Origin of the sequence: Thalassospira sp. TSL5-1, assembly GCF_001907695.1 — a bacterium.
Lineage (GTDB): Bacteria > Pseudomonadota > Alphaproteobacteria > Rhodospirillales > Thalassospiraceae > Thalassospira.
In genome coordinates, this window is record NZ_KV880638.1 from 451,907 (window position 1) to 478,582 (window position 26,676).

Annotated in this window: 16 protein-coding genes; 10 read left to right on the forward strand and 6 right to left on the reverse strand. The window is 55.7% G+C overall.

The features are described from left to right. Positions 1–2,409, forward strand: a complete 2,409-nt coding sequence (gene pheT, locus LF95_RS11585) for a phenylalanine--tRNA ligase subunit beta (protein ID WP_073955292.1) — start codon at positions 1–3, stop codon at positions 2,407–2,409. A gap of 82 nt (positions 2,410–2,491) precedes the next feature. Here the strand turns inward: pheT and LF95_RS11590 are convergent, their stop codons facing one another. Then, positions 2,492–2,944, reverse strand: a complete 453-nt coding sequence (locus LF95_RS11590) for a hypothetical protein (RefSeq protein WP_073956213.1) — start codon at positions 2,942–2,944, stop codon at positions 2,492–2,494. A gap of 99 nt (positions 2,945–3,043) precedes the next feature. Continuing rightward, a complete protein-coding gene (locus LF95_RS11595; protein ID WP_073955293.1) occupies positions 3,044–5,089 on the reverse strand; it encodes a PAS domain-containing sensor histidine kinase in 2,046 nt (681 codons plus the stop codon). Between the two features lie 297 nt (positions 5,090–5,386). Here LF95_RS11595 and lepA point away from each other — a divergent pair, with 297 nt between their 5' ends. Both lepA and LF95_RS11605 read left to right on the forward strand, forming a co-directional pair. Continuing rightward, entirely contained in the window at positions 5,387–7,192 is a 1,806-nt protein-coding gene (gene lepA / locus LF95_RS11600; protein ID WP_073955294.1) for a translation elongation factor 4, read from the forward strand. A 134-nt stretch (positions 7,193–7,326) separates the two neighbouring features. Continuing rightward, positions 7,327–7,788 carry a heme-degrading domain-containing protein gene (locus LF95_RS11605; RefSeq protein WP_073955295.1) on the forward strand — a complete coding sequence of 154 codons (462 nt, stop codon included), beginning with the start codon at positions 7,327–7,329 and terminating at the stop codon, positions 7,786–7,788. A 168-nt stretch (positions 7,789–7,956) separates the two neighbouring features. Here LF95_RS11605 and LF95_RS11610 read toward each other — a convergent pair whose 3' ends face one another. Then, positions 7,957–8,985: an NAD(P)/FAD-dependent oxidoreductase gene (locus LF95_RS11610; protein ID WP_073955296.1), complete on the reverse strand. Its 1,029-nt coding sequence runs from the start codon at positions 8,983–8,985 to the stop codon at positions 7,957–7,959. Between the two features lie 256 nt (positions 8,986–9,241). Between LF95_RS11610 and tsaE the strand changes: the two genes are divergently transcribed. From tsaE to LF95_RS11645, 7 genes are all read left to right on the forward strand, one after another. Further along, entirely contained in the window at positions 9,242–9,718 is a 477-nt protein-coding gene (tsaE, locus tag LF95_RS11615) for a tRNA (adenosine(37)-N6)-threonylcarbamoyltransferase complex ATPase subunit type 1 TsaE (protein ID WP_073955297.1), read from the forward strand. Continuing rightward, a complete protein-coding gene (locus tag LF95_RS11620; protein WP_073955298.1) occupies positions 9,715–10,809 on the forward strand; it encodes an aminoglycoside phosphotransferase family protein in 1,095 nt (364 codons plus the stop codon). Before tsaE ends, LF95_RS11620 begins: the two co-directional genes overlap by 4 nt. Next, entirely contained in the window at positions 10,806–11,537 is a 732-nt protein-coding gene (locus tag LF95_RS11625) for a nucleotidyltransferase family protein (RefSeq protein WP_073955299.1), read from the forward strand. Before LF95_RS11620 ends, LF95_RS11625 begins: the two co-directional genes overlap by 4 nt. A 128-nt stretch (positions 11,538–11,665) precedes the next feature. Next, positions 11,666–14,995 carry a double-strand break repair protein AddB gene (gene addB, locus LF95_RS11630; protein ID WP_252509743.1) on the forward strand — a complete coding sequence of 1,110 codons (3,330 nt, stop codon included), beginning with the start codon at positions 11,666–11,668 and terminating at the stop codon, positions 14,993–14,995. Beyond that, entirely contained in the window at positions 14,992–18,522 is a 3,531-nt protein-coding gene (addA, locus tag LF95_RS11635; protein ID WP_073955300.1) for a double-strand break repair helicase AddA, read from the forward strand. The genes addB and addA overlap by 4 nt, the downstream gene beginning before the upstream one ends. 93 nt (positions 18,523–18,615) lie before the next feature. After that, positions 18,616–18,936, forward strand: coding sequence for a thioredoxin TrxA (gene trxA / locus LF95_RS11640; RefSeq protein ID WP_073955301.1), 321 nt, complete (start codon positions 18,616–18,618; stop codon positions 18,934–18,936). Between the two features lie 93 nt (positions 18,937–19,029). Then, positions 19,030–19,719, forward strand: a complete 690-nt coding sequence (locus LF95_RS11645; RefSeq protein ID WP_252509804.1) for a dienelactone hydrolase family protein — start codon at positions 19,030–19,032, stop codon at positions 19,717–19,719. 96 nt (positions 19,720–19,815) lie between these two features. Here LF95_RS11645 and LF95_RS11650 read toward each other — a convergent pair whose 3' ends face one another. From LF95_RS11650 to LF95_RS11665, 3 genes are all read right to left on the reverse strand, one after another. Further along, entirely contained in the window at positions 19,816–21,501 is a 1,686-nt protein-coding gene (locus LF95_RS11650) for a methyl-accepting chemotaxis protein (protein WP_073955303.1), read from the reverse strand. Positions 21,502–21,998: 497 nt separating this feature from the next. Then, on the reverse strand, positions 21,999–23,696 hold the full coding sequence (locus tag LF95_RS11655; protein WP_073956214.1) for a methyl-accepting chemotaxis protein: 1,698 nt from the start codon (positions 23,694–23,696) through the stop codon (positions 21,999–22,001). A gap of 501 nt (positions 23,697–24,197) precedes the next feature. After that, positions 24,198–26,672 carry a DNA translocase FtsK gene (locus tag LF95_RS11665; RefSeq protein WP_073955305.1) on the reverse strand — a complete coding sequence of 825 codons (2,475 nt, stop codon included), beginning with the start codon at positions 26,670–26,672 and terminating at the stop codon, positions 24,198–24,200. Between the last annotated feature and the right edge of the window lie 4 nt (positions 26,673–26,676).

Genomic DNA, 26,676 nt, shown 5'->3' on the forward strand with positions numbered 1-26,676 from the left:
ATGAAATTCACATTCGAGTGGCTGAAACAGCATCTGGATACCGATGCGCCGGTGGAGCAGATCACCGAAAAACTGACCGCGATTGGCCTTGAAATTGAAAGTTTCGAGGACCGTTCGGCAGCCCTTGCTGACATCCGTGTCGCCTATATTGAAGAAGCCGGTCAGCATCCTGATGCCGACCGTCTGAAGCTGTGCAAGGTCAATACCGGCGAGAAGATTATTCAGGTGGTGTGTGGTGCGCCCAATGCCCGTACGGGCATCAAGGTGGCACTGGCACAGCCGGGTGCGATTATTCCGATTGACGGGTCCAAGCTGAAAGCCGGCAAAATTCGCGGTGTTGAAAGCCAGGGCATGATGTGCTCCACCCGCGAGCTGTGCCTGGGTGAAGACCATGACGGTATTATCGAACTGCCGGCCGATGCCGAAATTGGCGCGCCGGTAGCCGGTGTTCTGGGGGCTGATGACCCGATCATCGAGATTAACCTGACGCCAAACCGCCCGGATTGCACGTCGGTGCGCGGGATTGCCCGTGATCTGGCCGCCGCCGGGATGGGCACGCTAACGGATGATCCCTATCAGCAACCGGTCGCGGGCAGCTTTGACAGCCCGGTTTCGGTGACGATTGCCGATGATGTGCTGGCAGATGGTGCCGCCCCGGCCTTTTATGGCCGGTATATTCGGGGTGTTAAAAATGGTGAAAGCCCGGACTGGCTGAAAGCCCGCCTGGAAGCCATTGGTCTGCGCCCGATTTCGATTCTGGTGGATATCACCAACCTTGCCACGTTTGATCTGGGCCGTCCGCTGCATGTTTTCGATGCCGACAAGCTGAAGGGCAATCTTGACGTTCGTTATGCCCGTGATGGGGAAACCCTGCAGGCCCTGAACGAAAAAGAATATACCCTGACCAGCGATATGGTTGTGATTGCCGACCAGGCCGCTGCGCAAAGTATTGGTGGCATCATGGGCGGCGAGTTGACCGGCTGCCAGAATGATACCGTCAATGTGTTTGTGGAATGCGCGCTGTTTGATCCGATTGTGACGGCCAAAACCGGCCGCAAACTGCAAGTCAATTCCGATGCCCGTTATCGGTTCGAGCGCGGTGTTGACCCGCAATCGGTGATTTGGGGGATCGAAGTTGCAACCCGCCTGATTACTGAACTGTGTGGCGGCGAAGCGTCGCATGTGGTGAAAGCGGGCGAGGTGCCGTCCCCGAAAAACAGCTTTGATCTGCGCATTGACCGCATCGCCGAATTGGGCGGTGTCGCTGTTGAACAGGACCGTGCGGCCGAAATTCTGACCGCCCTTGGTTTTGAGGTTACGGCGAAAGAAGGTGTGCTCGGCACCGTCGCGCCGACCTGGCGTCCCGACATTGTGGGCGAAGCCGACCTGGTCGAGGAAGTGCTGCGTATCGTTGGTTATGATCAGATTCCAACCGTGCCGGTGGAACGGGAAACCAGCCTGCCGGTTCCCGCCATCAGCCCGATGCAAAAACGTGTTGGTCTGGCGCGCCGGGTGCTGGCCTCGCGTGGGATGTATGAAACCATCACCTGGTCTTTTGCCGATTCACGTCTGGCTAAGGAATTTGCCGATCTGAAACCGGGTCTGTTTGTGGCAAATCCGATCAGCTCCGATCTGGATGTGATGCGCCCCAATGCGTTGATGAACCTGATTTCGGCAGCCGGTCGTAACCAGAATCGGGGTTTCCCCAACCTCGCCCTGTTTGAATTGGGGCCGGAGTTCTTTGGCGATCAGCCAGGCGATCAGCGTTTGGTCGCGGCCGGTCTGCGGGCCGGTGCGACAACAAACCGCAGTTGGACCGGCTCACGCCGGGATGTGGATGTGTTTGACGTCAAGGCCGATGCCGAAGCCCTGATCGACGCGCTCGGTGTTCCGGCAGGCAATATTCAGGTGAATGCCGAAGGCGCACCGTCCTGGTACCATCCGGGCCGTTCGGCGGCCCTGCAATTGGGCCCGAAAAACGTGCTGGGCTATTTTGGTGAATTGCATCCGCGCATTCTCAAGGTCCTGGATGTCAAAGGCCGTGTGGTGGCGTTTGAACTGTTTGTTGAAAATCTGCCGATGCCCAAAAAGAAAGGCACCAACCGCCCGCCGCTTAATGCCTCGGCATTCCAGTCGGTCGAGCGTGACTTTGCCTTCCTGCTGGATGACAAAGTCAGTGCCGAACAGGTGGTCAAGGCTGCGCGCAGTGCCGACAAGGGCCTGATCAGCGATGTGACGATTTTTGACCTTTATGCCGGCAAGGGCATTGAAGATGGCAAAAAGTCATTGGCCTTTTCGGTTACCCTGCAGCCGACAAAGCAGACACTGACCGACGAAGAAATCGACGCTGTTTGCAAGAAGGTGATTGCGGCGGTTGAGAAAGCAACCGGCGGCGCGTTGCGCGGCTGATAGGCTTTATTGCGATATAAAAACAAAAAGCGGGGTGCCAAGATGCAGCCCGCTTTTTTTGTGCCTTGCCTATGTATGATCTTTAATAAGTATTGCGCTTTTTCAGGATGGCGTAGGTTTCTTCCTCAAGGTCGGCGGCGACAAGGTCCGGCCCGTTGGTATAGATGCGCCAGGATTTTTCAAACTTTTCGCAATCTAGGGTCAGGCGGTCGGCAATGCTGGACCACTGGCATTGGCGGGGCCTGTCCAGGCCGACAATACTGCCGGTGGCATTGTCTTCCAGGTGCATCACCAGCAGTTCCTGATCGGTGGTGACGGAATAGACGCCGTATGTTTCGTTAGCAAAACGATAGCTGATTTCCGTGCCGTCAAGCTGCCGCCAGCCGCCCGGAAGCGGGGCATTGATGTCGCGCTGGGAAAAGGATGCTGCCAGTGTCTGCATATGATCATTGGGCATGATGCGCGGATCGCTGCTGCAGGCCGAAAGCAAAATCAGCCCACCAAGCAATATTGGTGCGATGCTGTATTTAGTCATTTTATCCCCCATTGATGCGCCCGAAAACCTGGGTATTTCACTAAGTATATTGGTAAAACGCTGCCTGTTAAAGTTGCGTGCTGACTTGCCTGGTTTTCGTTATTCTCCACTACCCCGCAGGGTAAAGATGAACGTCGCACCCGGGTCGCTGATGGAGCGCGAAGTATCGAGCCAGATTTCGCCGCCATGCTGTTCGACAATTTTGCGACAAAGCGATAGGCCGAGCCCGGTTCCGCTGAATTCATCCTTATGCAGGCGTTGAAACAGGCGGAAAATGCGCTGTGCATGCTCCGGGTGAATGCCAATGCCGTTATCGTGCATGGTAAAGCGCCAGAAATCGGGTTTGTCCGGGTCTTGCTCGGCACTGACCTTGATTAAAGGCGGAACACCGGGGCGCGCATATTTGATGGCGTTTGAAATCAGGTTTTGAAACAGCCGGGACAGGGCGATGCGGTTGCCATAAAGATGGGGCAGGTCCTCGTGGGTGATGATGGCTTGTGTTTCCGAAATCGCGGCCTTGAGGTCGGCCTGGGCTTCATTGAGCACCTCGTTGCAATCCACATCTGTCAGGCCGCCGGTGCTGCCGGTTTTGGCATATTCCAGCAGATGGGTAATCAGCTTGTGCATGCGTTTGGCACCATCAACCGCATAGTTGATATATTCGTCGGCATCCGGCCCCAATACCCCGTCATAGCGCCGTTTAAGAAGCTGGGTATAGCTTGTCACCATGCGCAGGGGTTCCTGCAGGTCATGCGAGGCAACATAGGCGAATTGTTCAAGGTCTTCGTTGCTGCGCTTAAGCTGGCTTAGCGTTCTGCGCAGTTTTTCGGTATTATCGACAAAGTCGGTTACATCCCGGGCACTGCCCAGCATTACCCCGTCAATCGGGCCGACACAATGCCAGGCCAGCCAGCATAAATTACCATCCTTGTCCTCCATGCGGAAAACCAGTTCGGTGTCGGGCTTTTGGCCGTTGATGCAGGCGGCAAAGGCCTTGGTGGCTTCTTCGCGCTGGTCATCGCTAAACATCTCGAAAAACGGGGTGCCGATGGCAAAATGCACTTTGTCGCCCAGCAATTCTTCAAATGCCGCACTAAAACCGCGCAAAATGCCCTGCAAATCAACGGCGATGGCCGGTTCGGGCGAATATTGCAGATAGGCCTCAAACGGATTGCAAATTTCCTGACTGCCAATGGTTTCGAGCAACATGACGGAAACAAAACTACTGCCGTGGTCAATATGGCGGGTGGCGGTCAGGTAAAAGCGCTGGCTTTGGTTGTCGTCGGTATTCAGGCTGACCATTGCGGCAATGCGGTCCTGGGGCCAGCGGTCTTCCAGCAGGGCGCCGCGCAGTTGCGCATAGGATGCCGGGTTAAGCAAATTCATGAAATCATTTGCGGTGATCAGGCTGCTGCTGCCCGAAGCCCCCAGAACCTCCGGCCAGTTCAGGCGCAGATTCAGGGCAGCATAGGGGGAGGACAAGCGCCAGCCAATCACGGCACAGCCGAAATTTGACAGGCTGTTCTCCACATCATTGAAGTGCCCGGCCAGGTCGCGTGCGCGAATGTGCTGGCGCTTTAAACGAACCCAAAGCCAGGCGGAAAGGCAGCCCATGATTGACAGGATCATGGTAAACAGGACCGCATGCAGTGCCAGGCCCCGAAACCATTCGTGCAGCAGCGACATTTTGGGCACCATTACCACGGCCATGCGGTTCAGGCGGGGCATGGCATGATAGGCCAGCATGACCGATTCTTTGCCATGTTCGCAGGTCAGGGTGCCGTCAATGCTGTGACGGTTTTCCTCAAGAAGCTGGCGCAGCTCGGCTGCCATATGTTTGGGATAACTGCCATGCAGGACATTGAGATTATTATCGACAACAACCAGCGAAATATTGTCCTGGCGGGTCGGAATCGCATGCAGGTTGTTTCGGTTGGCCTGGGCCACTGAAAGGCTGATGGAGGATACCAGGCGGACCAGTTCGGAACGCCCCTGTTCCAGGGCGCTGTCATACAGGGTTTTCTGGATAATGGCGAAAGAGAGCAGAACAATGAAGGTTCCACTGAGCGAGAGAAGCAGCAGGCGATGACGCAATGTGCGCAGGCTGCGCTGCGACAGAGACGGTTCTGTGGCGGTCAGAAACATTATACTGGGCGCATCCCTGTCGATTCCCTCTATACGGATGAAGGACAAAAGCCTAAATAAACCGGCACGAAGCGTAAAGCGAGATTGCTATGACCCGGTGGTTGCTGTTAAACGATCCGCTTGTGATCGGGAATGGCGTTCTCATCGCAGACAGCTTTTATCGAAAAAAGGCTGTCTGACATTGCGTGCTGTCGCTGTTGTAGTTTGGCATGCAGACGCGGCAACGGGAACGGCCCTTTTTCGATACGCAGACGTGACACTGGATATATCGATTGCTGATTGCTAGAAAAGCATCCCATGACCGATCTTAAACATATACGAAATTTTTCGATTATCGCCCATATCGATCACGGCAAATCTACCCTGGCGGATCGTCTGATTCAGCTGACCGGCGGTTTGACCGATCGTGAGATGGCCGATCAGGTTCTCGACTCGATGGATATTGAACGCGAACGCGGCATTACCATCAAGTCCCAGGCTGTGCGCCTGAAATATGTCGCACAGGATGGCGAGGAATATACCCTTAACCTGATGGACACTCCGGGCCATGTGGACTTCGCCTATGAAGTCTCGCGCTCGCTTGCGGCGTGTGAAGGCTCGCTTCTGGTGGTTGATGCCGCCCAGGGGGTGGAAGCCCAGACACTGGCCAACGTTTATCAGGCAATGGATAATAATAACGAGATTATCCCGGTTCTGAACAAGGTTGACCTGCCCGCAGCCGAGCCTGACCAGGTGAAAGAACAGATCGAGGAAGTCATTGGCATTGATGCCTCTGATGCCGTCATGATCTCGGCCAAAACCGGCCTTGGTGTGCCCGATGTTCTTGAGGCCCTGGTCAAGCGCCTGCCAGCCCCGACGGGGGATGCCGATGCGCCGCTTCAGGTTCTGCTGATTGACAGCTGGTATGATGCCTATCTGGGTGTCATGATTTTGGTGCGGGTGAAGGAAGGTACGCTGAAAAGGGGCCAGAAGGTCCGCTTCATGAATGCCAAGGTCACGCACACGATTGACCGTGTCGGTGTGTTCACACCAAAGCCGCTGGCGTTGGATTCGATGGGCCCAGGTGAAATCGGTTTCATCAATTGCGGGATGAAAACCGTTGCCGAATGCGAAGTCGGTGACACCATTACCGAAGAAAAACGCCCGTGCGACAAACCGCTGGCCGGTTTCAAGCCCTCGATCCCGGTTGTTTTCTGCGGCATTTTCCCGGTTGATACCAGCGAATATGACACGTTGCGCGATGCGCTGGAAAAACTGCATCTGAACGATGCGTCCTTCCAGTTCGAGCCTGAAAACTCGACGGCATTGGGTCTTGGTTTCCGCTGTGGCTTCCTGGGGCTGCTGCATCTTGAAATCATTCAGGAACGTCTGGAACGTGAATACGAACTGGACCTGATTACCACTGCCCCGTCCGTGTCATACAAGATCACGCTGACCAACGGCGAAGACATCATGCTGCATAACCCGGCAGACTTCCCCGAAGTCACCAAGATCAAGGCGATCGAGGAGCCGTGGATTAAAGCATCGATCATGGTGCCGGATGAATATCTGGGCGGTATCCTGACACTGTGTACCGAACGCCGTGGTGTTCAGCTTGACCTGACCTATGTCGGCAACCGGGCGATGGCAGTTTATAAATTGCCGCTGAACGAAGTGGTTTTTGACTTCTATGACCGCCTTAAATCCATTTCGCGTGGCTATGCCAGCTTTGACTATGAACTGGCAGGCTATGACGAAAGCGATTTGGTGAAGGTGTCGATTCTGGTGAACGAAGAGCCGGTTGATGCCCTGGCATTGATGGTTCACAGAAGCCAGGCCGAAAACCGGGGTCGCGCCATTTGTGGCCGCTTGAAAGAGCTGATCCCCCGGCAGATGTTCCGCGTTGCCATTCAGGCCGCGATCGGTGGCAAGGTGATTGCCCGTGAAACCGTTTCGGCCCTGCGTAAGGACGTGACGGCCAAATGTTACGGCGGTGACGTTTCGCGTAAACGTAAACTTCTGGAAAAACAGAAGGCCGGTAAGAAGAAAATGCGCCAGTTCGGCAAGGTCGAAATTCCGCAATCGGCCTTTATCAACGCGCTTAAAATGGGCGACGACAAATAATTTCCGTCGTTGTTTGACCCTTCAAAAGGCCATAGCCGGAATATCGGTTATGGCCTTTTTTATTGCCACTTTGCCATTGCATACGGTTAGCTGTGGGCGAATGGCTGCTTTTTTCACCCGACAAGAGGTCTCTTATGGATCTGGAATTATTGGCCCGGCAGGAAGAAACCCTGGTCTTTGACGGATTTGACGAAAACACCGCCTGGAAGCTGGGAACGGCCCTTGTGGAAGCAGCCCAAGCCCGCAACGCGCCGGTGGTGGTCAATATTCGCACCCCGAACCGCACGCTTTTTCATGCCGCATTACCCGGTGCCGTCCCGGCCAATGACGAATGGGCGCGGCGCAAAAGCAACCTTGTTTTGCGCGAACATCAGTCATCCTATCGTTTTGGCATGGCCTTAAAGGCCAAACATAAAGGCCTGGTCGATCACGGCATTGATTTTGCCGACTATGCCGACCACGGCGGCAGTTTTCCGCTGCGGGTTAAAGGTGCGGGCGTGATTGGGGCGATTACGGTGTCCGGGCTGGCATCACACGAAGATCATGAGATGATTGTGGGTGTTTTATCGGCGATTTTGAAGGTGACAACCAAATAGGGCCGTTTGCCTGTTGTCAGCCATCACTGCAATGACGGGTTTGAGGGGATCGAAAAAATAACGCACCGGCCCTGTGTGCCTTGCATTTGGATGCTGCGGCGGGCCAGTGCGATGAAATGTTTGATCAAACTACTGGGGCAGAGATCGCAAGATTCAACAGATTTTGGCTTATTCGTTCGGAACGCCGGTGGTTGTTGAATATTCGAAATGAAATTCCTTATCGGGGAACAGGTAGCTGCGTGCGGCATGAATCGCACTGGCCCCTTCGGCAAAGCCCGACAGGATCAGTTTCAGTTTGTGTTCGTAATTGGCGATATCGCCTATGGCGAAAATGCCGGGGACTGATGTTTCCATCGTCGCCTGGGTGACACCAATATGGTTGCGATCCAGGTTCAGGCCCCAATTTGCAATCGGCCCCAATTCCATTGCCAGCCCAAAGAAGGGCAGCAGATGATCGGCTTCAAGGTCCAGTTCCTCACCCTTCAGGGTGGCAACGGTCACGTGGCTGAGCTTGCCCGATGCGGTGTCGCCTTTCAGGCCCTTGAGCTGATAGGGAATGACCATTTCGATTTTGCCCGCTTCGGCCAGGGCGGCGAGCTTGGCACTGCTGTCCGGGGCGGCGCGGAATTTGGGGCGGCGGTGGACGACATACACTTTTTGCGCAATATCATGCAGGGACAGGGCCCAATCGACAGCGGAATCGCCGCCACCGGCAATGACAACCTTTTTACCGGCAAAATCGGCGCGGCGTTTGACGTAATATTGAACGCCACCGGACCCTTCAAAATCTTCCAGGCCGTCCATCGGCGGTTTGTTGGGGCCAAAGGCACCGCAACCCGCAGCAATAACAACAGCCCCGGCATCAATTTTGGTGCCCACCGATGTTTCCAGGGTAAAGCGGCCATCATCGCGCTTTTCCAGTTTGATCACCTGCTGGCCCAAATGATAGGTCGGCTCGAACGGGGCGGCCTGTTTGGCAAGCTGGTCAATCAGGTCCTGCCCGGTGATTTGCGGATGGGCGGGAATGTCGAAAATCGGTTTTTCCGGGTACAGCGCACTGCATTGGCCGCCCACCATGTCCAGCGCATCGATCACATGGGTTTTCAGGCCCAGCATCCCGGCTTCAAATACGGCAAAAAGCCCGACCGGGCCTGCACCAATGATGGCAATATCCGTGCTGTGCGACACTTCCGACATCCTGATTCCATTCCAAAAAACAAAGTTTATTCACCTGTCAGAGGCGAAATAGCATTTTGCCCCTGCTATCGCAACGTTATCCGCCCTGGTAGGCGGGCAGGGTGCGACCGGCATTGCGATATTGACGGGCTTTTAACCGGGGCAGGTTACAATAAAATGCCAGTCAAAATCATTGCGAAATCGCCCTTTCTGGCCGTAGAACAGGGTAAAGGGCGATAATTTTTGTCATATCGTGTGAAAGCGGGTGCAAAGGCATATGCAAAAGACCATTGAGATCAAGGATCAGGCCGGGACCGAGGACCTTGCCGCCCGCCTGGCCGCCGTAGCCGGAAAAGGCGATGTGATTTTGATGCACGGCACATTGGGCATGGGCAAAAGTGCCTTTTGCCGTGCCTATATTCGCGCCCTTGCCAATAACCCGCATGAAGAAGTCCCCAGCCCGACCTTCACCCTGGTGCAGATTTATGACCTGGAGCCGGTACCCGTTTGGCATTTTGACCTTTACCGCCTGTCCGACCCCGAAGAGGTCCATGAGCTGGATATTGAAGATGCCTTTAGCGAGGCCGTCAGCCTGATCGAATGGCCCGACCGATTGGAATATTTAACGCCTGAAACCCGCCTGGATATTTATATCGAACCCGGACCAAACCCCGATGCCCGCCAGATAAAGCTGGTTGCGCACGGCGATGAGTGGGCAAAGCGCCTTGCGACCCTTGACGGGAACATGGCATGAGCCAGCAGCAAAGAATGACGGTGATTGATGATTTTTTGCATCATCATGGCTGGGCGGATGCCGCGCGCGAACAATTGGTCGATGATGCCTCGGCCCGGAAGTATTTTCGCCTCGAACGCGGGTTTGAAACCGCGCTTTTGATGGATTTTGCCCCCGATGCCGTATCGATTGACCCGCATGGGCTGAGTGACCAGCCAGAGCGCCCGGCCTCAATTGCGCCCGTGGTGCAGATGACGGCTTTGTTTACCTCTCTGGGTTGGCGCGTGCCACATATTTTGGCCCATGATATTGATCGTGGCCTTGCCCTGATCGAGGATTTTGGCGACCTGACCTTTACCCGTGCCCTTGAAATGGGCGATATCGCGCCGGTCAGCCTGTATATCCGCGCGACCGATGCCTTGATTGCCCTGCATCATCGGGCGGATGTTATTGAAGAAATGGCAAAGGATGCTGAGGGTTCGGAACTGGTTGTTTATCGGCCGGAAAATCTGCGTCGTCAGCTTGCCAGTTTTGGCCGCGATTATGTCCCGCTGGTGATTGCCGATGAGGCCCGGCGGGCAGAAGCGATGCAGGATTTTGATACGCTGCTCGATCACATCCTGCCGCAATGCTGGGATGCCGGGCAAACCCTGATTCATCGTGATTACCATGTGGATAATTTGATGCTGGTCGATACCGATGATGGCGGAGTTGATTGCGGCATTATTGATTTTCAGGACGCGGCCATTGCTCCACGCCCCTATGATCTGGTGTCGCTGTTGCGCGATGTGCGCCATGATGTGGGCCTTGATATTGAACGCGCTATGCTCGATCGCTATCTGGCGGCATTCCCCGGGATGGACGAAGCCACCTTTCACCGCGCCTATATTGCCACCGGCATGGTGCGCAATTTTCGCATTTTGGGCCGGTTTGGCTGGCTGGCGCGCGAAAGTGGCAAAATGCGCTATCTGGAATTTGTCCCGCGCTGTTGGGAGCTGATTTTGCGCGGGGCACAGCAAAACCTGCCGGAACTGGCGCAATGGGTGGATAAACATATTCCCGCCCGTGCCCGTTTGGCCCCTGTCATCCCCAAAAATGGACCGGAAGCATGAGCACTAAAATGCACCCTGTATTAAAACCGGCGCAGGCGATGGTTTTGGCGGCGGGCCTTGGCAAGCGGATGCGCCCGATTACCGATAAACTGCCCAAGCCCTTGGTGCCCGTGGCCGGCAAACCGATGCTGGATCATGTGCTGGACCGGCTGGGTGATGCCGGGTTTGACCGGGTGGTGGTGAATAACCATTACCTAGGCGAAATGATTTCGGCGCATGTGGCAAACCGGGATTTTCCGGTAGTTGTCAACTCGGCCGAGGCAGAATTGCTGGAAACCGGGGGCGGGGTGCAAAATGCCCTGCCATTGCTGGATGATACCGCCATTTTGGTTGCCAATGCCGATATGTATTGGACCGAAGGAACCGAGCCGCTATTTGAACGCATGATGGATGCTTTTGATGCGGAGCATATGGATGCCCTGCTGGCGATTGTGCCGGTTGAGGGGGCCTTTGGCTATGAGGGGGCGGGCGATTTTTTCTGGCAGGTGGATGGCCGGTTGAAACGGCGTGGGTCTGCACCGCATGCGCCCTATGTTTTCACGGGCATTCAGATATTAAATCCGCGCCTGTTTGAAGGCCTGCTGCCAGGCAATTTTTCGTTAAATGTGATTTATGACCGGGCGCTGGAAAGTGGCCGTTGTTATGGGCTGGTGCATGACGGGCGCTGGTTTCATATCGGCACGCCAGATGCTTTGGCAGATGCGGAACGAACCCTGGCAGGTCAATAAGGTCGTGTTTTAAGGCCGTTGGACCGGGTGTCAAACCGGGTGGTTTTGCGCTAGGTTTGCGGAGCGGTTGTTCTGAACTTCGCCCATTGAGGGCTTTGTCAGGCAGGGCGCAATAAACTGGGACAAAAATGACAGAAAATCTGTTTTATATTCCGCCAGGTGCCCCCTTTGCTGATATGATTGCCCGGCAATTGCTGCGCGAAACGGCGGATCAGCCGGTTATTCTGTCTGATACTTTGCTTTTGGTGCCCAACCGCCGCTCCTGCAAGGTGATGCGCGATGCCTTTTTGCGCCAGACCGAGGGCCGGGTAACGTTGCTGCCGACCATTCGCCCGTTAGGCGAGGCGGACGAAGACGAACTGGCAATGTTTGGCAAGGCCGATCAGGATGTGGTGCTAAATCTGCCGCCTGCCATTCCGGATTTGCAACGAAAATTGCTGTTAACACGGCTGATCATGTCGCGCGCCGATTACAAGGGCGAAAAACCCACCGCCGACCAAGCGGCACGACTGGCGGGGGAGCTGGCGCGGTTTTTAGACCAGGTGCAAACGGAAAACTGCCAGTTTGATGACCTGGAAGGGCTGGTGCCCGCCGAATTTGCCCAGCACTGGCAATTGACGCTGGAATTTTTGCAAATTCTGACCAAATTCTGGCCCGATATTTTGGCCGATCAGGGAGTGAGTGACCGCGCAGCGCGGCGCAATGCCATGATCGCCGCCCAGATTGAACTTTGGCAAAGCAACCCGCCTGCCTATCCGGTGATTGTGGCGGGTTCTACCGCACCCTTCCCGGCCCTGCGCGACCTGATGGGGGCTGTTTTGGCTCTGCCTCAGGGGCGGGTGGTGCTGCCAGGCTTGATGACCGGTCTGTCGGCAGGCGATTGGCTTGCCATTGCCGATGATGCCGCCCATCCGCAACATTTATTGTCCCGCCTGCTGACCCATATTGACCATTCCCCGGCCACTGTGCGCCCCTGGGGCGGGGGGGATGATGTGGCGATGACAGATGATGCGCCGTGGGATGGCGAGGATGTTCCGCCCTATTTTGCCGAAATACCCTATGACGGGCTGCTGGATGATGCCTATTCGCAATCCTATTCAGAGCCTGTATCGAAAATCGCGCCTGCAGGCGCGATGCGTGATCTGTTTGATGATGTTCCCGCCCCGGAAAGTCCAATGTCCACGGTGGTGGAAACGGCCTTGCCAGATGATCGCCCGCTGCCCCCGGCGGATGAGGACGGTGTTCCATCCGCCCAGGCGGAACGCCGCCGTTTGGTACGCGAGGCCTTGCGCCCGGCCCAAACCACCGATCAGTGGCGCTATATTCGCAATTTTGCCCCGGATGTTCTCGATGGGGTGTTGCGGGTGGATTGTTCGGGCGCGCGCGAGGAAGCCGCGACCATTGCGCTGATGATGCGCCAGGCGCTGGAGCAACCCGGGAAAACCTGTGCGCTGGTCACACCGGACCGGGGTCTGGCCCGGCGGGTGGCGACCGAGCTGCGCCGTTGGGAAGTGGATGTGGATGATTCCGCCGGTGTGCCCCTGCATGATACGGCCCCGGCCATTTTCCTGCGGCTGGTGGTGCGCACGGTGCAGGAACAGTTTGCCCCTGTGCCGTTGCTGGAATTGTTAAAACACCCGTTATGTGCCGCTGGCATGGCCCCGGAAACCTTCAGGACCCATACCCGCTTACTGGAATTGCAGATTTTACGTGGACCAAGGCCGGGACCGGGGCTGGATGGCCTGATCAGTGCCATTGATGGCTGGCGTGATGAAACGATTGATCGCATTGGCAAAAGCAATGCCGCCAACGCCGCCCCGCGTATCGAGCGCATTCGCGATGATCATAACCGTTTGTGTGCGTTGGTAAGCGCGCTTGAAGCGGCGTTGTTGCCGCTGCGCGATTTGATGGACGATAAAACCATTTTGCCGGTTGAGGCCTTGCGCACCCATGTGCGCTGTTGCGAAATTCTGGCCGCAACCGACCAGCAGGAAGGGGCAGACCGCCTGTGGCGCGGCGATGCGGGCGAGGCCCTGGCCGATTTTGTTTATGAATTGCTACAGGCCCTGCCGGGGTTCGAGGTGCTGCAAGGCGCACGCTATGGCGCTTTTCTTGATGCGCTGATGGCGGACCGTGCTGTTCGCCCGCGTTTTGGCAAACATCCGCGCCTGTTTATTTGGGGCACGGTCGAAGCACAAATGCAGCAGGCCGATTTAACCATTTTGGGCGGCTTGAACGAAGGTGTTTGGCCGCCCGAAGCCGGGTCCGACCCGTGGATGAGTCGCCCGATGCGGCGCAAATTTGGCCTGCCCGCACCCGAACATCGCATCGGCCAATCCGCGCATGACTTTCAGCAGCTATTTTGTGCGCCACAGGTGGTGATGACCCGTGCCTTGCGGGTGGGCGGCACACCAACAGTGCCGTCGCGGTGGTTGTTACGGATTGAAAACATTTTGCGGAAATCCGGTATCGTGATGGAACGGGCGGATGCGGCGCAATGGCGGCAACTGGCCGACCAGCTTGATGAACCAACAGCGGAAATGCGGGTTCGCATTGGCCGCCCGGCCCCAACCCCGCCCATTGAGGCGCGGCCCAACCGCCTGTCCGTCACGCAAATTGAAACCTGGATGCGTGACCCCTATGCGATTTATGCCCGGCATATCCTGAAATTGCAGCGCCTGGATGATATTGACCTTGATCCCGGCGCGGCGGATTACGGCAATTATATTCACGAGGCGCTGGATCGTTTTATCAGCCAGTATCACGACCATTTACCTGCCGATTCGGAAAACCGTTTGTTGATGATCGGCGAGGAGGTTTTTGCCCCGCTAAAGGCCCGTCCGGGCTTATGGGCCTTTTGGTGGCCGCGTTTTCAACGCATTGCCAAATGGTTTGTCCAAACCGAAGCAGGACGGCGGGCTTATTTGCGGGCATCCTTTAGCGAACGGCAGGGAAGTTTCACTCTGGGCTCCGGGTTTGAAGTTTATGCCCGTGCCGACCGGGTGGATGTGCTGCGCGATGGCGGTATTGCGATTATCGATTATAAAACCGGTGTGCCCCCAACTGCGCGCGACGTGATGAATGGTTTTGCCCCGCAATTGCCGCTGGAAGGGGCGATTGCCGAACAGGGCGGGTTCGAGGCAGTCGAAAAAGGCCCCCCGGCATCCTATGCCTTCTGGAAGCTGTCGGGCGGCGACCCGGCCGGGGAAATCAGGGAAATTGATACCGCCAAAATGAAAACCACGCCGCACGATTTGGCGCAAAATGCCATTGCCGGGGTGGCCGCCCTTGCCACGGCCTTTGCTGATGCGACAACGCCGTATCTCAGTGTGCCGCACCCCGATAATGCGCCGAAATATTCGGACTATGTGCATCTGTCCCGCGCGCGCGAATGGATGGGCAGCGAAGAAACCAGCGATGACAGCCCGGCATTGCTTGGCGGTGGAGGCGCGAAATGAGCCAGTTCTTGAACAACATGTCAGGGGCGATTGAGGGTGGGGATGATCCCAATATCCTGCAACGCCGGGCTTCCGACCCGATGGCATCGGTTTGGGTGTCGGCATCGGCCGGGGCGGGGAAAACCAAGGTTTTGTCGGACCGGGTTTTGCGACTGATGCTTTCGGGTACCGAACCGCACCGTATTTTATGCCTGACCTTTACCAAGGCGGCCGCTGCCGAAATGGCCAACCGTGTCAATGAACGGCTGGGACGCTGGGCGACGATGGAAGATGCCGATTTGCAGCGTGATTTGGCGGATTTGTCTGGCGCGGCACCGGCTGCGGATGAAACCAGGCGGGCACGGCGTTTGTTTGCCAGTGTGCTCGATGCGCCGGGTGGCATGAAAATCCAGACCATTCATGCCTTTTGCCAGTCCCTGTTGCGGCGCTTCCCGCTGGAGGCCGGACTTGCCCCGCATTTCGAGGTGATGGACGACCGTACCGCAGCCGAAACAATGGCTGATACCCAGGAAGAAGTGCTAGCTTATGCGCGAAGCGGCCATGACCCGATTTTGACCGATGCCCTGGCCGTTGTGACCGGGCAGGTACGGGAAGGGGCCTTTGGCGAGGTGATGCGTGACCTTGCCCGTGAGCGGGGCCGCCTTAAACGGATGCTGGATGCCCATCATGGCCGGGACCGCATGTGCGACGCGGTTTATAAATCGCTCGGTGTTGCCCCGGGGCAAACGGCCGATAAATTGCTGCGTGATGCTTTGGCCGATGGGGCCTTTGACCGGCAGGGTTTGATGATGGCGCTGGCAGCCCTTGAAGCAGGCACCAAAACGGATAAGGACCGTGTGCCCGCCCTGGCCCAGTTTTTGGAAAAAACCACGGTAGAGGACCGCATTGCGGTTTTTAACGATTATCGCAGTGTGTTTTTTACCGCATCCACCGGCGAGCCGCGGGCCAAGCTGATTACCAAAAAGGCGGGTGAAAACCACCCGGCAGGCGCAGATGCCTTGGAACAGGAATGTGCCCGCCTGGTTGAACTTGAGAAAAACCGCAAGGCGGCGCTTTTGGCGCAATCCACATCCGCGCTGATTTGCATGGGCGAGGCGATGCTGGCGCGTTATGCGCGCAAAAAGGCGCTGCATGCCTGGCTGGATTATGACGACCTGATTTTAAACAGTGTGCGTTTGCTTGAACAGCAGGCCGGTATTGCCGGTTGGGTGCTGTTTAAACTGGATGAAGGCCTAGATCATATCCTGATTGACGAGGCCCAGGATACCAACCCCGAACAATGGAAAGTGGTGCAAATTCTGGCCGAGGAGTTTTTCAACGATGCCAGCCAGCACGAAGATAAACCCCGCACCATCTTTGCCGTTGGGGATGCGAAACAATCAATTTACAGCTTTCAGCGCGCCGATCCTGAAAAATTTGCCGAAATGCGCCGCCATTTTGCCCGCCGTGCCGCCGAGATCGCGGCGGAATGGCGCGAAGTGCCGATGAATATTTCCTTCCGCTCAACTTCGGCCGTGCTGGGCACGGTGGACCGGGTTTTTGCCGGGCCCATTGCCAGGCAGGGTGTTGGCGATGACGGGCAAAATGTGGCCCACCAGGCCTTTCGCCAGGGCCATGCCGGGCGCATTGAATTATGGCCGCCCGTGGCCCCCGAACCGCGCGAGGACCAGGAACCCTGGACACCGCCCACCCGTGTTGTGCGGCTGGAGGACCCGGAAATCCGGCTGGCGCGGGTGATTGCCGGGCGCATTCGCCATGCGGTGGATTCGCGCGAAATTTTGCCATCGCGCGGGCGGGCGGTACGCGCCGGGGATTTCATGATTTTGGTGCGCCGCCGGACGGCCTTTGTTGACGAGGTGGTCAAGGCGCTTAAGGAACGCAATGTACCTGTCGCCGGGGTGGACCGGATGGAAATCACCGAACAGTTGGCGGTGATGGACCTGATCGCCTTTGGCCGGTTCCTGTTGATGACTGATGATGATTTGAATTTGGCGACTTTGCTGAAAAGCCCGATCATTGGCTTTGACGAGGAACAGTTGTTTAACCTTGCCTATAACCGCCGCCGCACCCTGTGGCATGCCCTGCGCGAACGGGCCGATGAAAGCCCGGAATTTGGCCGCGCCTATGCGTTTTTGGCACGCTGGTTGGGCCGGGTGGATTATGAACGCCCGTTTGAACTGTATGGTGAATTGCTGGGCGGACGCGGCGAGGATGCGCGCGGGGTGCGCGCCCGGCTGGTCGGGCGTTTGGGGATCGAGGCCAATGACCCGATTGACGAATTCCTGAACCTTGCGATGAATTACGAGGCCGAACACGCCCCAACCCTGCAGGGCTTTTTGCACTGGCTGATGGCGGGCGAGGCCGAGATCAAGCGTGACCTTGAACAAAGCGGGCGTGATGAAGTGCGTATCATGACGGTGCATGGGGCCAAGGGGTTGCAGGCCCCGATCGTGTTTTTGCCCGATACCATGCAGGTGCCCACCCAGTCGCCCAACCTGTTTTGGCAGGACCGGGACCAGTTGATGTTCTGGTTGCCGCGTGTGGCACTGGAAAATGACCGGGTAAAGCTGCTGCGTGATGACATCGCGCTAAAACGCGATCAGGAATATAACCGTTTGCTGTATGTGGCGCTGACCCGGGCCGAAGATCGGCTTTATATTTGTGGCTGGCAGGGTAAATCAAAACCGCCTGCACATTGCTGGTATAATTTGTGTGAAATGGCACTTGCCGAATTTGCCGACGAGACGGAAATGGATTTTGCCAGTGTTTCGCCATCCGGCTGGGTCGGGCCAGGCTTTGTTTGGGAAACGGAACAAATGACCGAGCCCAAACCGGAAAAGGGCCATACCGACACGCTTGCCCCTGTGAGTTCGGCTGACGCAGAGGGGGATCAGGTGCAGATGATGGCGGGTATTGAAAAGCTGATGCGCACGATTGCGCCCGAAGAAGTGTATCCGCCCCGCCCGCTGGCCCCCAGTCGTCCGCTGGAAGATGAACCATCGGTGCAATCGCCTTTGGGCGGGGATCAGGGGCAAAGTTTCAAACGCGGGATTTTGATCCATAAATTGCTGGAGCTTCTGCCCGACCTGTCGCCCGAACGGCGTTTTGATGCGGCAGAACGGTTTTTAAGTCAGCCGGTACATGGGTTAAGCCCCGATCAGCAATTTGAAATTGCCACCGAGACTCTGGCGATTTTTGACAACCCCGATTTCGCGCCGATTTTTGGCCCCGCGTCGCGGGCCGAGGTGCCTTTGGTTGGTATTGTCGGTGGCGATGTGGTTTCCGCCCAGATTGACCGGCTGGTGATTTCGGGCGATGAGGTGATGATTGTGGATTATAAAACCAACCGCCCGCCGCCGCGTGACGTGGAACAAACGCCGATGGCGTATCGGCGGCAAATGGCGATTTATCGCGACGCATTGACTCAGATGTATCCCGATAAAATCATTCGCTGCCATATTCTCTGGACGAATGGCCCGTGGATGGTGGAACTGCCTGAAAGTCTGATGCGAATGCAACGCGCTTGACCTTTGGCTTCTGCCTGCCTACCTTTGCACCCATAAGCGGATCGAGGTTACCCGCTTGGGTGCATGACCTCGTAACAACTAGGATCTGACAGAATGACAACGATTAAAGTATCCGATACGTCATTTGACTCTGACGTTATTGGCGCAGACGCGCCGGTTCTGGTCGATTTCTGGGCGGAATGGTGCGGTCCGTGCAAGCAGATTGCCCCGTATCTTGATGAAATCGCCGGTGAACTTGGCGACAAGCTGACCATTGCCAAAGTCAATATCGACGAAAACCCGAATACCCCGGCCAAATATGGTGTGCGCGGCATCCCGACCCTGATGATCTTCAAGGGCGGCGAAGTTTCGGCCATCAAAGTTGGTGCCATGCCGAAAAGCGCACTGGTTGACTGGATCAATCAGTCGATCTGATCAGGTGTGATCGAACGGAATATTGAAAAAGGCGGGCGCTAAAATGCCCGCCTTTTCTTTTTTTCATCCTACCAGGAGGCAAAATTGCCCGAAATGATCAGGCTTAAATCGGCAATTGACGGGTTTGAATTTGATGCGTGGCACGGAAAAACCGACGGGGTGCGCAAAGGCGGGCTGGTTTTGATCCAGGAGATTTTTGGTCTGGACCATTACATCCTGGAAGATGCCAAACGCTGGGTTGCCCAGGGGTATGAAGTGATCGTGCCTTCGATGTTTGATCGCCAGGAACGGGGTTTTGTGGCCGATCATGATGCGGATGGCATTGCGACGGGTCTTAAATATTCTCGTGAAAATGGTACTGAAAACCCGGTTTCGGATGTGCAGGCCTGTGTGGATGCCCTAAGGCAGGACGGGCCGGTATTTTTGATTGGCTATTGTTACGGCGGGACCGTTGGCTGGCGTGCGGCAGCCGCGATAGACGCATTATCGGCGGTTGTCAGCTATTATGGCGGTGGTGTTGCCGCGATTGCCGATATGGAACCAAAATGCCCGGTGATCTTCAATTTCGGGCGCAAAGACCCGAATATCCCTGCCGATGATGTGATGGCAACGATCAAGGCGGCGCATCCTGCGGTGCCGGTGCATATTTATGAAAATTCCGGGCATGGCTTTAACAATGATGGCAGGCCGGATTCCAACCTTGAAGATGCCCGTCTTGCACGCGCAAGGGCCAGTGCCCTGTTTGATGCCTGTGGTGCAGTCATGCCGGGCAAAAGACCTTAAATATCTAAAGCGATTTGTCTTGCATCAGGACCATTACAACAAAGGCAGGCTGTATGGTTGCAGCCTGCCTTTGTCGGTTTCAGATGTTGTTCGCACTCAGGCCGCGCGGATTTCGCGCAGGAAGGTGTGAATTTGTGACAGCAGGGTATGCGATTTGTCGCTCAGGTCCTTGGCAGCATGCAGGACTTCGCCCGATGCCTGGCGTTCTTCCTCTGCCGAGGCGCGTAAGCCATCCACATTGATTGAAACTTCCTTGGTGCCTGCGGCGGCCTCGGCAACATTGCGAGCAATTTCGCCGGTGGCGGCATCCTGTTGCTGCACAGCGGCGGCAATGCCCGATGCAACCTCGTTAAGTTCCTTCATGCGGGCGGCAAGATGCTTGATCGCGCCAAGCGCATTTTGTGTCGATCCCTGAATATCGCCAATCTGCCCGGCAATATCCTCGGTGGCACGGGTGGTCTGGTTGGCAAGGTTCTTGACCTCGGCGGCGACCACGGCAAAGCCTTTGCCGGCATCGCCTGCACGGGCGGCTTCGATGGTGGCATTGAGTGCGAGAAGGTTGGTTTGCTCGGCAATGGACTGGATCAGTTCAACCACCTGGCCGATTTTTTCCGAGGCCGAACCCAGGGCGCTAAACAGTTCGGTTGCGTCGTCCGCTTCTTGCGAGCCGGAATGGGCAATGTCGGAACTGCGGCCAACCTGCAGGGTGATTTCATCAATCGAGGCGGCGAGCTGCTCTGCGGCCGAGGCGACAGTATCAACATTGTTGGCGGCCTGTTCGGTGGCTGCGGCAACGGCGGTGGCCTGTTCGGTCGTGTGTGATGACTGGTTGCTCATATCGCCAGCTGTGCTGCGCAACTGCGTTACAGCGGCATTGACCACAGTCAGGTTTTCTTCAACTTCGGCTTCAAAGCTGTGAATTAGATGTTCGATGCGTTCGGCACGTTCAATATGTTCTTGCTGGGTGCGGGCCTGTTCGGCCTGAAGCCGGTCTGTTTCCTCGCGGTTTTCGCGGAATACGACAAAGGCACGCGATAGTTCGCCGATTTCGTCTTCACGGTCGGCATAATGCAGTTCCAAATCGGTCTTGCCGGCAATCAGGGCCTGTAAGGCATTGGTAATTTCGCCGAGCGGGCGCGTGATGGAGCGGCCAATAGAAAAACCAATCAGGCTAAGAACAAGCAGCAGCACAACGGCAAATGCAATATCGGCCAAGGCGCGTTGCCAGAAAATGCTGTCGACATCGTCAACGTAAATGCCGGTTGTTAAAATCCAGCCCCAGGGTTTAAAGCTGCGGGCATAGGACAGTTTGGGGGCGGTGCCGCTATTGTCGGGTTTGGCCCAGACATAATTGACATAGCCGCCATCGCCTTTTTTGGCAGCGGAAATAAGGTTGGTCAAAAAGGCCTTGTCATTGACATCACGGATATCGTTGGTGTCTTTGCCCACCAGCGACCGGGTGATCGGGTGCATGATGATGGTGCCTTTGGCATCCATGACAAAAACGTAATTGTCCCCGTCATATCGCATCCCCGAAACGATATCGAGCGCCTGCTTCTTGGCATCTTCTTCACTGATATCGCCGGATTTCGCCATATCTGCCAAACGTTGCATGCTGGTTGCCGCCATATCAACGATCTGACGGATATTTTCCTTGCGGTCGTCAACCAGAACGGTTCGCAATGTAAAAAGATCAAAAATTGTCGGAATGCAAAGTGCTATGGCCACCAGTACCAAAAGCAGCCGCAACTTGGCAGCAATTGAAAAATTGGAAAGTGTCATGTTCGGAACCCTGAAAGCCAGATGGTTTGTCAATAACAAAACGAAATACGGCACTTATTGTGAAGGCGACATGTCCGGGTTGCCATTCATCCTAAAGTGGCAAAATTATAGCGGCACTTACCCTTTTAGAAATTGATCTAACACCGTGTCTTTGCATGTAGTGCGAAAATTATTTGATTTTTGAAAAGGGGTTGGCGCATATTTTTATATAAGAAAAATATTGTGTTTAAGCGGGATTACAGAGATCGGGTGTGTTTTAGAGTCATTCCTAAAATGGCAAAGCAGCATCTTTGGGTGTTTATTTTTTATTTGAAATCTATCTTGGATGGTATTTTTTTGCCAAACAGGGGTACGAAGCCCGTAGTCGGAGTGGCGAGTCGTTTCGGAAAACCGTGTTCACGCTGTATCGTTGAAATGTAACGGTCATGCGTGCTGCTCTGTGGAAAAAGGCAGGGCCAAAACCCTGCCTTTTAGTGTCGAGATGTGGTGATGATGAATCAGGCTTCGCGAATGGCTGTCAAAAAGTTTCTGAACTGTGCCATTAGCGACCGTGATTTTTCATCCAGTCCCTGTGCGGATTCCAATACCTCGTTTGAGGCGGAGCGTTCACTTTCGGCAGACTGGCGCAAACCGGCGACATTGGTTGAAACGTCCTTGGTGCCCCGGGCGGCTTCGGCAACATTGCGGGCGATTTCGCCGGTTGCCGAATCCTGTTGGGCAATTGCGGCGGCAATCCCGGCGGAAACTTCGTTGAGCTCTTTCATCCGGCCGGAAATATGCGTGATCGCTTCGAGGGCATTTTGGGTAGAGCCCTGAATATCGCTGATCTGTTGGGCGATATCGCCAGTTGCACGGGTGGTTTGATTGGCAAGGTTCTTGACCTCGGCGGCGACCACGGCAAAGCCTTTGCCGGCATCGCCCGCGCGGGCGGCTTCGATGGTGGCATTCAGGGCCAAAAGGTTGGTTTGTTCGGCAATCGACTGAATAAGCTGTACGACTTCACCGATTTTGTCTGATGCCGTGCCAAGGGCGGCAAAAATGCCGGTGGCTTCATCGGCTTCCTGCGATCCGGTATGGGCGATGTCAGAACTGCGATTTACCTGATGGGTGATTTCATCGATGGAGGCGGCAAGCTGTTCGGCGGCGGCGGCAACGGTATCGACATTCTGGGCCGCTTGCGCGGTGGCAGCGGCAACAGCGGTGGCCTGGTCTGTGGTGTCGGATGACTGGCGGGTCATGTCATCGGCTGTTTTACGCAGCAGGCGTGCGGCCTGACCAACCCCGTCCAGGTTTTGCGAAATCTCGCCTTCAAACTGATGAATCATCTTTTCAATATGTTTGGCGCGTTCGATCTGGATTTGTTGTTCGCGTTCGCGCTCAAGGCGGGCCGCTTCGTTACGTTTGCGGTTTGATCGGAAAACTTCCAGTGCACGGGCCAGGTCGCCAATTTCATCGCGGCGTTCGGCGGCATCGGGAATATCCACAACAACATCATTGTCGCCCTGGGCCAATCCATTGATGGCACGGGTAATATCGCGCATTGGCGCGCTGGTTGACCGGCTAATGGCTGTCCCGATCAGGCCGACGACGGCAATAATGATGACGGCAACGATAATATCGCTAACGGCACGGTTCCAGAAGGCGGTGTTCAGGTCTTCCATATAGGCACCTGTACCAATCACCCAACCCCACGGGGTGAAAGGGGCACCATAGGAAATTTTTTCCAATGCGGTTTTTTGCCCCGGTTTGGGCCAGTTATAGGACAGATATCCCCCCTGTCCTGTGCTGGCAGCCTTGACCAGCCCGGCAAAAATGCGGGTCCCGTTTTCATCAGCAATCCGGGAGCCATCCGTCCCGTTCAGTGACGGGTCAAACGGGTGCATCAGAATACGGGCCGAACGATCGATAATGAAAACATAGTTGTCACCATCAAATCGCTGGTCCTGCAGCGTGGCTAATGCCTGTTTCTGTGCTTCCTCTTTGGAAAGAACACCGGATTGCGCCAGTTTGGCATAATGTTCGACGGTGGTGGTCGCCATTTCAATTACTTGGCGCACATTTTGCTTGCGTCCGTCAAGCAAAGTTCCCTTCAAGGTGAAAAGGTCGTAGCTTGTGACAGCCAAAAAGGCAATAGCGACGACACCAAGTAAAAGTCGAAGTTTAGTAGATATTGTACAGTTGGATAGGTATACCATTTCCACCCCAAGATTTTCTGTTGTTGTGAAGCCAAATTCAGGAAATTTTCCATGTTTGGGTTTGGTCATTCACTTCCAGTATGTGCATTTTTTTTGTCATTTTGGATATTTTTATTTTTTGAATATTACATTTTATTTCCGAGAATTTGTCAGGTGGCGTGACAAATGAATGAATTATTGTTTTGGTCGGAAGGTCAGAATGAATCTCCGAGAAAAATTCGATTTTCATTTTTGGGGTGTGCTTTTTTGTCCACAGCGATTGTTTCCTATTGTGCATGCCTTGGTTTGCAGCAGGTTTTATTTGAGAAAGTAACCTGTCAGGTATCGAGGCATTGGATACCCTTTCCTTGTCGGATGGATGAGTGCTCTCGGCAAAATTTGTCAGATTATTCAGTGATCTGGTGCAGGGGCACATGCAATATGCCGCGCTATGCCAAAGAAAAAAGGGCTGCCCGGTGGGCAACCCTTTTGCAATGCGGTAACGGTTTGGTTTGAAACGGGTTAATCGTCAAATGGCGTGCCGTCCATATTGCCGATCAGCACTTCGCGCTTGCCAACATGGTTGGCGGCAGAAACCACGCCGTTTTCTTCCATTTGTTCAATGATGCGGGCAGCCCGGTTATAGCCGATCGATAATTTGCGCTGAACAAAGCTGGTCGATGCCTTTTTCTCGCGCAGAACGATGCCGACGGCCTGGTTATACAGGTCATCATCGCCATTGCCGCCCGCGCCACCGGCATTACCTGCGCCACCAGCCATATAGGCCGCAACCGGGTCCTCTTCGGGTTCTTCGGTAACTTCATCCAAATAGGACGGGTCGCCCTGGTCACGCAGATGTTTGACGATGCTTTCGACTTCCTCGTCGGACACAAACGGCCCGTGAACACGCTGCAGGCGGCCACCCTGGCCCATATAGAGCATATCCCCCTGACCCAGCAATTGTTCGGCGCCCATTTCACCGAGAATGGTGCGCGAATCGATTTTCGAGGTCACGGAATAGGAAATACGGGTCGGGAAGTTGGCCTTGATCGTCCCCGTGATCACGTCCACCGACGGGCGCTGGGTGGCCATGATCAAATGAATGCCTGCCGCACGCGCCATCTGTGCCAGTCGCTGGATCGAGGCTTCAACATCCTTGCCCGCCACCAGCATCAAGTCGGCCATTTCATCGACGATAACCACGATGAAGGGCAGGGGCTCCATCGGAAGCTGTTGGTCTTCAAAAATCGGCTTGCCGGTTTCCGGGTCAAAGCCGGTTTGAACACGGCGGGTCAATTCTTCGCCCTTGGCGGCGGCTTCCTTGATGCGTTTGTTGTAGCCCGCAATGTTACGCACACCCACCTGGCTCATGGCGCGGTAGCGGTCTTCCATTTCGCGCACCGCCCATTTCAGCGACACAACGGCCTTGTGCGGGTCCGTCACCACCGGGGTTAACAAATGCGGGATGCCATCATAAATCGACAGTTCCAGCATTTTCGGGTCGATCATGATGAAACGGCATTCCTCGGGCCGGTGTTTGTAAAGCAGGCTCAGGATCATGGCGTTGACCCCGACGGATTTACCCGAACCGGTGGTACCTGCAATCAGCAGGTGCGGCATTTTGGACAGGTCGGCAATAACGGGGGACCCGCCAATATCCTTGCCCAGGCTGAGATTAAGTTTGCCGCTGTTTTTCTCGAAATCATTCGAGGCCAGAATTTCATGCAAATGCACGGTTTCGCGTTTGGCATTTGGCAGTTCGATACCAATTACATTGCGCCCCGGCACCACGGCCACGCGCGCGGCAATCGCGCTCATGGAACGGGCAATATCGTCGGCCAGGCCAATCACGCGCGATGATTTAACCCCTGCTGCGGGTTCCAGTTCATAAAGTGTTACCACCGGGCCGGGACGAACCTGAACAATTTCACCCTTTACGCCGAAATCCTGCAGCACGGTTTCAAGCAGGCGGGCATTTTGCGCTAGGGCTTCCTGGTCGATCTGGGCGTAATCATCGTCACTGGGTTCATGCAGCAAACCCAGCGGCGGAAAGCTGTATTCTTCCCCCCCAACACCCAGATCAAAGGAGGACTGGCGCTGGGCTGATGCCTTGGTGCTGGGTTGGACCTTGGCCGCCGGCGGGGCCACAATATGAACTGGCGGCTGGGCGTCGATATCGTCGTAATCGTCTTCGTCATCACTGGCGGACAGCGTGTTGCGTTCGACGGCGGCGGCGACACGTTTTTCCGACCGTTCCATTGATGGTTCCTGGCGCGGGCGGGCGTTTTTATCGCCCTTGCGTTCGCCCGGAGCCATGCTGGCCGCGTCATCGGCGCTGGTGCCAGGAATGGCCCGGCCAACCCCGTAAATCACCGTGCCACCGATACGCGACAGGACATGGCCAACAGCACGCCATTCCGAAAGCTGATAGGCCATGCAAAACAGGGTCAAAATCATGCCAAGGAACAGGCTGAACAGGCCAATAAAGACCGGCCCGGCAGGAATGCCCGCCAGGGTAAGCAACATGCCAAGCCTGCCGAGCAATAAATCACCGGCAAAACCGCCATAGCCCACTGTTAACGGCCAGGTCATGCCGCGCGGTACGGCCGATGCCGCCGTTGCCATTAACAGCAAGGCCAGCGGCAATAACAAAAAGCGCAGCCACATCCAGCTAAACGGGCGCAGGGCAATCAGGCGCAGGCCCCAGCCGACGATCAACGCGGTTAGTAATGCTGCGCCAAGACCGAGGGTGCGCAACATCATATCGGCGACATAGGCGCCAAAAATGCCTAGCGGGTTGTAAATAAAGCTATTGTCGCTGGCATGGTTGAACGATGGATCACCGGGGTGAAAGCCGATCAGCATGATAAACAGGGCAATCCCGACGCCTGTCAGTGCCAATCCACACAGTTGGATGCCGCCCCGTTTCAGGAACGCGACCAGCGAACTGGGAAGGAAAGCGGTGCCGCGTTCGAGAAGGTTTGTCTGACTGCTCATGCCG